The 7396-nt window shown below is 71.8% G+C and carries 9 protein-coding genes; 5 read left to right on the forward strand and 4 right to left on the reverse strand.

What is annotated here, in order from left to right; all coding sequences use genetic code 11:
- On the reverse strand, positions 1-97 hold a 97-nt coding region (locus tag AC0B9F_RS34165; RefSeq protein ID WP_472009163.1), incomplete at its 3' end, for a tectonin domain-containing protein.
- Positions 98-1153: 1056 nt separating this feature from the next.
- Between AC0B9F_RS34165 and AC0B9F_RS34170 the strand changes: the two genes are divergently transcribed.
- The gene (locus tag AC0B9F_RS34170; protein WP_472009136.1) at positions 1154-1441 is read left to right on the forward strand and encodes a DUF4287 domain-containing protein; all 288 of its coding nucleotides are present in this window, start codon (positions 1154-1156) and stop codon (positions 1439-1441) included.
- Positions 1442-1511: 70 nt separating this feature from the next.
- On the opposite strand, the gene AC0B9F_RS34175 is transcribed toward AC0B9F_RS34170, so the two are convergent.
- Together AC0B9F_RS34175 and AC0B9F_RS34180 are read right to left on the reverse strand one after the other, a co-directional pair.
- Positions 1512-2837 (reverse strand): MFS transporter, encoded by a 1326-nt coding sequence (locus tag AC0B9F_RS34175; RefSeq protein ID WP_472009138.1) that lies wholly within the window; start codon positions 2835-2837, stop codon positions 1512-1514.
- 16 nt (positions 2838-2853) lie between these two features.
- On the reverse strand, positions 2854-3393 hold the full coding sequence (locus AC0B9F_RS34180; RefSeq protein ID WP_472009140.1) for a carboxymuconolactone decarboxylase family protein: 540 nt from the start codon (positions 3391-3393) through the stop codon (positions 2854-2856).
- A gap of 267 nt (positions 3394-3660) precedes the next feature.
- Between AC0B9F_RS34180 and AC0B9F_RS34185 the strand changes: the two genes are divergently transcribed.
- From AC0B9F_RS34185 to AC0B9F_RS34200, 4 genes are all read left to right on the forward strand, one after another.
- Positions 3661-4203 (forward strand): carboxymuconolactone decarboxylase family protein, encoded by a 543-nt coding sequence (locus AC0B9F_RS34185; RefSeq protein ID WP_472009142.1) that lies wholly within the window; start codon positions 3661-3663, stop codon positions 4201-4203.
- A 34-nt stretch (positions 4204-4237) separates the two neighbouring features.
- The gene (locus AC0B9F_RS34190) at positions 4238-5200 is read left to right on the forward strand and encodes an oxidoreductase (protein WP_472009144.1); all 963 of its coding nucleotides are present in this window, start codon (positions 4238-4240) and stop codon (positions 5198-5200) included.
- On the forward strand, positions 5173-5445 hold the full coding sequence (locus AC0B9F_RS34195) for a hypothetical protein (protein ID WP_472009146.1): 273 nt from the start codon (positions 5173-5175) through the stop codon (positions 5443-5445). The genes AC0B9F_RS34190 and AC0B9F_RS34195 overlap by 28 nt, the downstream gene beginning before the upstream one ends.
- Before the next feature lie 158 nt (positions 5446-5603).
- Positions 5604-6599 carry a hypothetical protein gene (locus AC0B9F_RS34200; protein ID WP_472009148.1) on the forward strand — a complete coding sequence of 332 codons (996 nt, stop codon included), beginning with the start codon at positions 5604-5606 and terminating at the stop codon, positions 6597-6599.
- Between the two features lie 72 nt (positions 6600-6671).
- Here AC0B9F_RS34200 and AC0B9F_RS34205 read toward each other — a convergent pair whose 3' ends face one another.
- The gene (locus AC0B9F_RS34205; protein ID WP_472009150.1) at positions 6672-7037 is read right to left on the reverse strand and encodes a hypothetical protein; all 366 of its coding nucleotides are present in this window, start codon (positions 7035-7037) and stop codon (positions 6672-6674) included.
- Positions 7038-7396 lie beyond the last annotated feature (359 nt).

Here is a 7396-nt window from a genome sequence, read left to right on the forward strand (position 1 = left end):
GGTAGATGTTGCCGCCCGCGTTGACACCCCACACGTTGGTCCGCGAACCCACCGCGATCCGCACCAGCCCGCCGGGGATCTGCTTCCAGTCGGCCATGCTCACCGACTCCTTTCCGTTCGGAAGTTGTCACCCAAACGATCCCCAAGGGAAACGATCCTCCGGAAATGCCAACTCGTCGGCAGATCAAGGGGATTGTCCTTAAACGCTGGTTTGGTCTACCCGCCTGGTGGCCGGGCATGGGCCCCGTCCATGACCTCGCGCCGTCAAGACGGCGGAATACCGCATCACGCGTGTGGGTGAGGCATAGCCGTCGTATTGACCTCGTCGCCTGACACTCTGACGGCCGCGGCCGGTCCGTGAGTGCGTCGCCGCAGCGCCCTGACCCGCATTGCTCGGATGGGCGGTGTGGCCACGCCGGCCCCGCGCAGCTCACCTCGCCCACAGACGATGCCACCCCGCCCTGCGTCGCTTCCGCGCCCAACTGCCAACTCCTGGCCGTCCCGGCATGGTCGTCGGTAATCTCCGCAACGGCCGTGGGCGGCTTTCCGTCCTGCGTCATGGCCTGCTTCAGACCACCACGGCGAACCGATGGCTTCCCGGTCGCGCCGCTGTCCCTGGACCGCCAAGCATCGAAGCCCGTCGGGACTTCGCCGAACTCACCGCCGCCAACGAGCTGGACATCGCCTCAGTCAGTCCGGAGTTCCGCGTCCGCCATGGTGCGGAACTATTGGACCTTTTCATTCGACGGCAGCCGCTGTTGTCCGCGTCGGCCGGAGCGCGCTGCCGCAGCGTGCTGGAGACCGACCGCTGACCTCCACCGGCTGACGGTGACGGCAGCGCCAGCCTGCTCCTCTTCCCACGTGACCATTCAGCGTTCTTGGCCGGGTACCCCCTGCTGTGAATGTCCACCGCTTCGGTTTCTTGTCCCCCATGTTCCGCAACGGCACAAAGCGGAAGTGGCTGCCGGTGGCGAGGGTGCCTTGGTATTCCAATGGACGCAACGCAGCAGGTCAACTCACGCCCCCCACGGTGCCACGACGTGGCGAAGTCGCCGTGAGGTGTCTCGTAGGGGGAGGCCGGCGGCTTGTGGCAGTGCACGCTTGGGTGTGTGGGTCCGTCGCCGGCGCGGACGATTCGGGAAGCGAGGAGCACATGTCGTTTCAGGCGTACCTGGACAACATCGAGGACAAGACGGGCCTGACGCCCCGCCAGTTCATCGAGCTGGCGAAGGAGCGCGGTTTTGAAGGGCCTGAGCTGAAGGCGGGTCCGGTTCTGGACTGGCTCAAGGAGGACTACGGGCTGGGCCGGGGGCACGGGATGGCGCTGGTCCACGTGTTCAAGAACGGCGAGAAGATCTCCGCCAAGCACGTCGGTTCGGAGGGCACGCACCGCGACGACTCCGACACGCTGTGGCTGGAGGGCAAGGCCAACCGCCCCTGAACCAGTGACGCTGCCTCGCCGCGGCAGCAGGAAGCCGGCTCCCCGTCGCGGGGAGCCGGCTTCGCGCTTGTCACCTGCCGGCCGTGGCCAGCGGCACGTCGTCGCGCCGTGTCTCGGCGGGCGGCGCAGCGGCGGCGGTGGTCAGGGCCGCAGCGGCCGGTGACAACAGGGACGCGGGGAGGGCGAGCAGAACCGCGGCCATCACAGCGGTGACGAACCAGGCGGACGCCTCGTGCTCGGCGGCCCAGGCCGCGCAGGCCGGGGCGATGCCGCCGAGGACGGCGCCGGTGACGGCATTGGGCAGGCCGACGCCCAGGGCGCGGATCCTGGCGGGGAAGATGTCGGTGAGCAGCTTGGGCAGCACCGTGGTCGCGCAGACGAGGTAGACCACTCCGGAGCCGTAGGTGAACAGCAGGCTGGCGAAGGTGCCGGTCATCGTGAGGTACGACAGCGAGCCGGTGGCCGCGAACAGGACACTGGCGGCGACGAGCAGCCGGGCGGCGCCGATCTTGTCGGCGAGCAGGCCGATGGGCACGTTCAGCGCCATCATCGTGGCGGTCGCGGTGACGACGACCCACATCATGGTTCCGGGCCCCGCGAGACGGCCGCCGAGGGCGGGCACGACCGCGGTCCAGGTGCCGCCGACGGCACCGGTACCGGCCACGAACAAGGTGGCGATCAGCACGTTGCGCCGGTGGGCGCGCAGCAGTTGCCGAAGGGAACCGCGGTCGTGTCGGGAGTGGGCCTCGCGCTGGTAGATCTCTGTCTCGGCGAGCCCGGTGCGCAGGACGAGCAGGACCAGGCCGAGGACGCCGCCGAGGAGGAACGGCACGCGCCAGCCCCAGGAGGCCATGGAGCCGGGGCCGAGGGCGGTGGTCAGGGCGCCGCCGAGGAGGGAGGCAGTGAACGCGCCCGCGCAGGTGGAGAGGGAGAACAGGCTGCCGTAGGTCGCTTTGCGGTGGCGGGGCGCGACTTCCATCAGGTATGCGGTGGCGGCGGGCCATTCACCGCCGTGGGAGATGCCCTGCGCCGTGCGGGCGAGCAGCAGCAGGAGGGGTGCGAGCAGGCCGATGTGCGCGTAGGAGGGGGTGAGGGCGATCAGCAGGGAGCCGCCTGCCATCAGGGAGACGGCGAGTATGAGGGCGGGCCTGCGGCCGTGCCGGTCGGCGTGGCGGCCGAGCAGGATGCCGCCGATCGGGCGCACGAGGACGCCGACTCCGAGGACGGCGAAGGCGCCGAGGAGAGAGGTGAGGGAGTTGCCGGAGGGGAAGAACCGGGTGGCGAAGAGGGGTGCGAACAGGCCGTAGCCGAGCCAGTCGAAGGACTCGATGAAGTTGCCGACGACGGTGGCGGCGACCGCGCGGCGGTGCGCCCGGTGCGGGGAGGCGTTGGGCATGACGGTCCGTTGCTCCTCAGACGGCGGCGGCGTAGCCGTGCGCGGTGATCCGCCGGCCTGCTTCCTCGTAGTAGCCGGGTTCGGTGGGCAGGGTGGTGGCCAGGCCGCTGACGTAGCGGTTGTACATGCAGAAGGCGGCCGCGATGAGCACGGTGTCGTGCAGGTGGGTGTCGCCGGCGCCTGCGGCGCGCGCGGCGGCGATCGCCTCGTCGGAGACGGGAGCGGCCCTGTCCTGCACCTCGGCGGCGATGCGCAGCAGGGCGCGCATGAGCGGTGTGACCGGTGCGGTGTCCGGGTCGTGGCGTACGGCGTCGACGACGGTGTTGCCGCCGTCGAGTTGGGCCGCCGCGGCGGCGCCGTGGGTGTCGGCGCAAAAGCGCGTCGCGTTGCGCTCGGAGACATAGGCGGCGATGAGTTCGCGTTCGCCGCGGGGCAGAGGTGAGTCACCCCGCAGGATCAAGTCGGCGAGGGAGTTGAGTGGGGCTGCGGTGTCCGGGCGGTCGGTCATCAGGCCTCGGATGCCCGGCAGGTCGCTGGTGAGGTGGATGTGCGGCACGGAGCGTCCTTCGCTGCTGGGGGGTGGATCTCATCGTGGGCACGTGCGGCACAGCGAGCAACTTCGGTTGTGCTGGGTGGAGTTGCTCGGCTGAGGCCGTTGCGGCGGGCTGGTGGCCGGTGGCTTTGCACGGTCGGGTGTGAGGCCGTGTGTGCGGCGCCGGAGTCGACGGCTTGGCGAGTGCGCACTCTGGGAGTTGGCCGGGCCGTGCCCGGGTTCCGACGATGAAGGCCCCGCTTCGTAACGTGGCTGACAAGGACGCTCATCGTGCCTCACATCGAGCTGACCCATGACCTTCCCGGCATCAGTGCTCTGTTCGCCCAGCGGCCCGACACCGCGGGTGTGCTGTCGCAGGTGGCGGAGACCCTGCTGCGCAGCGGCCCTTCGCCGCTGAGCCGGGGGGAGCGTGAGCTGATCGCCGCCTACGTCTCCCACCTGAACCGCACCGAGTTCTGCGCCGGGTCGCACAGCGCGTTCGCGGCGGCCCAGCTCGACGGCGGCGCCGAACTGGTCGCCGCGGTGCTCGCCGACCCGGGCACGGCCCCTGTCACCCCTCTCCTGGGGGCGCTGCTGACGGTGGCCGCCGAGGTGCAGGCGCAGGCGGCTCCCGTCTCCGACAAGGCGATCGCCGCCGCCCGGGCCGAGGGCGCCACCGACACCCACCTTCACGACACGGTGTTGATCGCGGCTGCTTTCGCGATGTTCAACCGGTACGTCAACTGCCTGGCCACCGACGTCCCGCAGGACCCGGCGTACTACGACGTGGCGGCCGGCCTCATCGTCGAGCACGGCTATGGCTCCGCACATTGACTCGGCTGTTCGCCGGCGTCTGGGGGAGGACGACATGACATGGTCGACAGCGGACGTCCCCGACCTGAGCGGCCAAACCGCTCTGGTCACCGGCGCCTCCGGCGGCGTCGGCCGGGAGACGGCCCGGGTGCTCGCCTCCCGCGGGGCACATGTGGTCCTCGCCTGCCGCAGCGTGCGGCGGGCGCAGGCCGTGGCCGAGTGGATCGGCGGCAGCTCCGAGGTGGTCGAACTCGACCTGGCGTCGCTGGACTCGGTGCGCCGTGCCGCCACGCAGGTGTGCGACCGGCACGAGCGCTTGGACCTGCTGATCAACAACGCCGGCGTGATGTTCCCCTCGTACGGGTGGACGGCGGACGGTTTCGAGGCCCATTTCGGGGTCAACCACCTCGGTCACTTCGCGCTCACGGGACGGCTGCTCGGCTTGATGACAGAGGTGCCGGGCTCGCGCGTCGTCACCGTCGGCAGTCTCGCGCACCGTGCGGGCCTCGGCGGCGTCGACGCGGCCCGCGCCCGGTCCGACGGGCGGCGGTCGGTGACGGCGTACGGCCGCTCTAAGCTGGCGAACCTGATGTTCGCGCGGGAGTTGCAGCGTCGTCTCGACGCTGCGGGTGCGGCCACCGTCTCGCTCGCCGCGCATCCGGGGCTGTCACCGACCGGGCTCTGGCACGGCGACGTTCCCGCGGTGCTGCGGCCGGTGGTCGCGGCGGGGATGCGCTGGCTGGCCCAGCCGCCGCAGGCGGCGGCGCTGCCGTCGCTGCGCGCGGCAACGGAACCGCAGGTGCCGCCGGGCGCCTATCTGGGGCCCGCCCGGCGGTTCGGGAGCCGTGGGGCGCCGGTGCCTGCGCGCTCGAGCCGTGCGGCGCGCAGCGTGGCGGCGCAGGCCCGGCTGTGGGAGCTGTCGGAGGAACTGACGGGGGTGCGCTACCGGTTCGCACCCGTGCCGGTGCCGGTGGAGTCTGCCGTGGGTGTGTGTCCGGTCACGGGTGCCAGGGGCTGATCGCCGTGGCCGGGGAGGGCATCGCCGCCGGTGTGGGTGCGGGCATCGCCGCTCGGGCCCGGTTCCGGCCGGTGGCGGCCTGGGCATGGATGTGGCGCAGTTTCGACGTGATGCTGCCGGACGGTGACGGGTCACCGGCCGGCGCGGCGGACGCAGGCTCGGTGCCGGGCCCGCCGCTCGCGCTGTGGCCCGGGACCGTGCCCGCCGGTGGAGGCACCGCGGACGAGGGGCCGCTGCCGCGGTGACGGCGCGGCCCCGGCGGGCCGCGTGCGGTGACGGACTTCATGAAGTGTGTCCGGGTTCTTCTTCTCCCGTGCTCGCTCCGGGCCGAGACGGTCACTGCGTGTGTCCGCCGGCCCTAGCGTGACGTGCGGTCTCCCACCCTCCCGAAAGGCGATATGTCATGGCGCAGACAACACAGCGGCCTGCCGCGCCCCCCTCCCGCTCGCGGCAGAGCGCGGGCATGAGTGCGCAATCGGCCTCGTTCTTCTTCAACGGCCATGCGCCGCGGCGCCGTGCGCTGGTCGGCGTGGTCGCCGCGCTCTTCGGTTTCGCCCTGACGGTGGTGTGGTCCGCTCAGTTCGTGGACCGGACCATCGGCGACAACGTCGCGGACACCCTGCTCGGCCACGCGGCCAAGGGCACGCCCATCGCGGGTGCGCTGGCCGGTCTGGCGTTCGCGCTGGCCACCGGTGTCGCGGGCACCTTCACCGCGTGCAACGTGGCCGTCTTCAGCGCGCTGGCGCCGCTGGCCGGCGGCGCTTCCACCTCCCGCCGGGGCCGGATGGCGGCCGCACTGCGTCCGTTGGGCCGGCTCGCGCTCGGCGCGGTCGTGGTGTCCGCAGCGTACGGGACGGTGGTGTCCCTCGCCGGTACGGGCATGCCGCAGTTCGACGACGGCCAGAGCGGAGGTTTCTCCGGGCGTCTGGTGCAGGCGATGGTGGTCTACGGCCTGATCGGTGCGCTGATGACGTATCTGGGCCTGGCCGCGCTGGGTGTGGTGCGTGATCCGCTGGCGCGGCTGTCGCGGCGTTTTCCGGGCGCTCCGATGCTGGTGATGGGCGCGCTGATCGGGGCGTTCCTGATCGGGCGGCCCTTCCCGCTGTTCCGCCAGCTCTTCCGCGACGCCGCCGAGAGTCACAACCCGCTGTACGGCGCGGTGGCGTTCGGTCTTCAGTCGATCGGCAACATCACCGTCATGTCGGTGCTGTTCCTGCTGGTGGCCGCTCTGTTCGGTCATCGGCTGCACGGGTGGACGGCGCGGCGGCCGAGCCGCGCCTCGGCGCTGATGGCGGCGGGTTTCCTGGCGGCGGGCGCGTTCCTGGTCCTGTACTGGGACGTGCGGATCCTGGCTGTCCGCGATCTGATCTGGTACCCGATGGCGCCCTGGGTGAAGTGACCTGACGGTGCATCACCTGATGCGGCCCGGCCGGAGACGTTCGGCCGGGCCGTGGGCTGTTCCCACTGGCGTTCAGCCGCCCGCCGCGGCCACTGCCGCGACCAGTTCGCCCGCCGTCTCGGCCGTGCCGGGGACGGCGAGCTGCGGTTCGTCCAGGACGGGGGCGAGGCCGGCGAGGGTACGGGCGAACCGGCCGCCGTTTTCCTGGACAAGGGTGACGGCCCCCTCCCACAGGGCGGCCCGGACACGGCGCGAGGTGAGCAGTCCGTCACCTGCGGCGGAGGTCAGCAGCAGACCGGCGACCCGGACCTCGAGCGGGGTGGGGCGCCAACTGCCGCCGCGCAGAGCCGCCAGGAGGTCTTCGGCGCCGCGGTGCGCGCCTGTGGTGGCGGGCGCGGGGAGCAGGCGGGTGCCCGGGCGGGCAGGGATCGTGGACACGGGTGGTTCCTTTCGCGGGTGCGGCCGGCCGGACCGGCCCGGCCGGCCCTGTCAGCGGACGACGTCGGAGATCTGCTCCTGCAGCCCGTTGGCGTACGCCTCGTACTCGACCGGCTTCAGCAGCTGGGCGTCCTGGAGGCCGCCGGCGGCGAGCCCGGCTACCGCGACGCCCCGTCCACAGAGCTGAGCGAATCGGTCGTCTCGTCGAGGGGCGGAGCCTCGTCGCTGTCGTCTCTCTTGTTGTCCGGTCCGGGCGTCCTAGCGCAGGCCGGCGGCCTTGCGCAGCGCGTCGACGCGGTCGGTGCGCTCCCAGGTGAAGTCGGACAGCTCGCGGCCGAAGTGACCGTAGGCGGCCGTCT

The organism is Streptomyces sp. NPDC097129, from assembly GCF_055668065.1.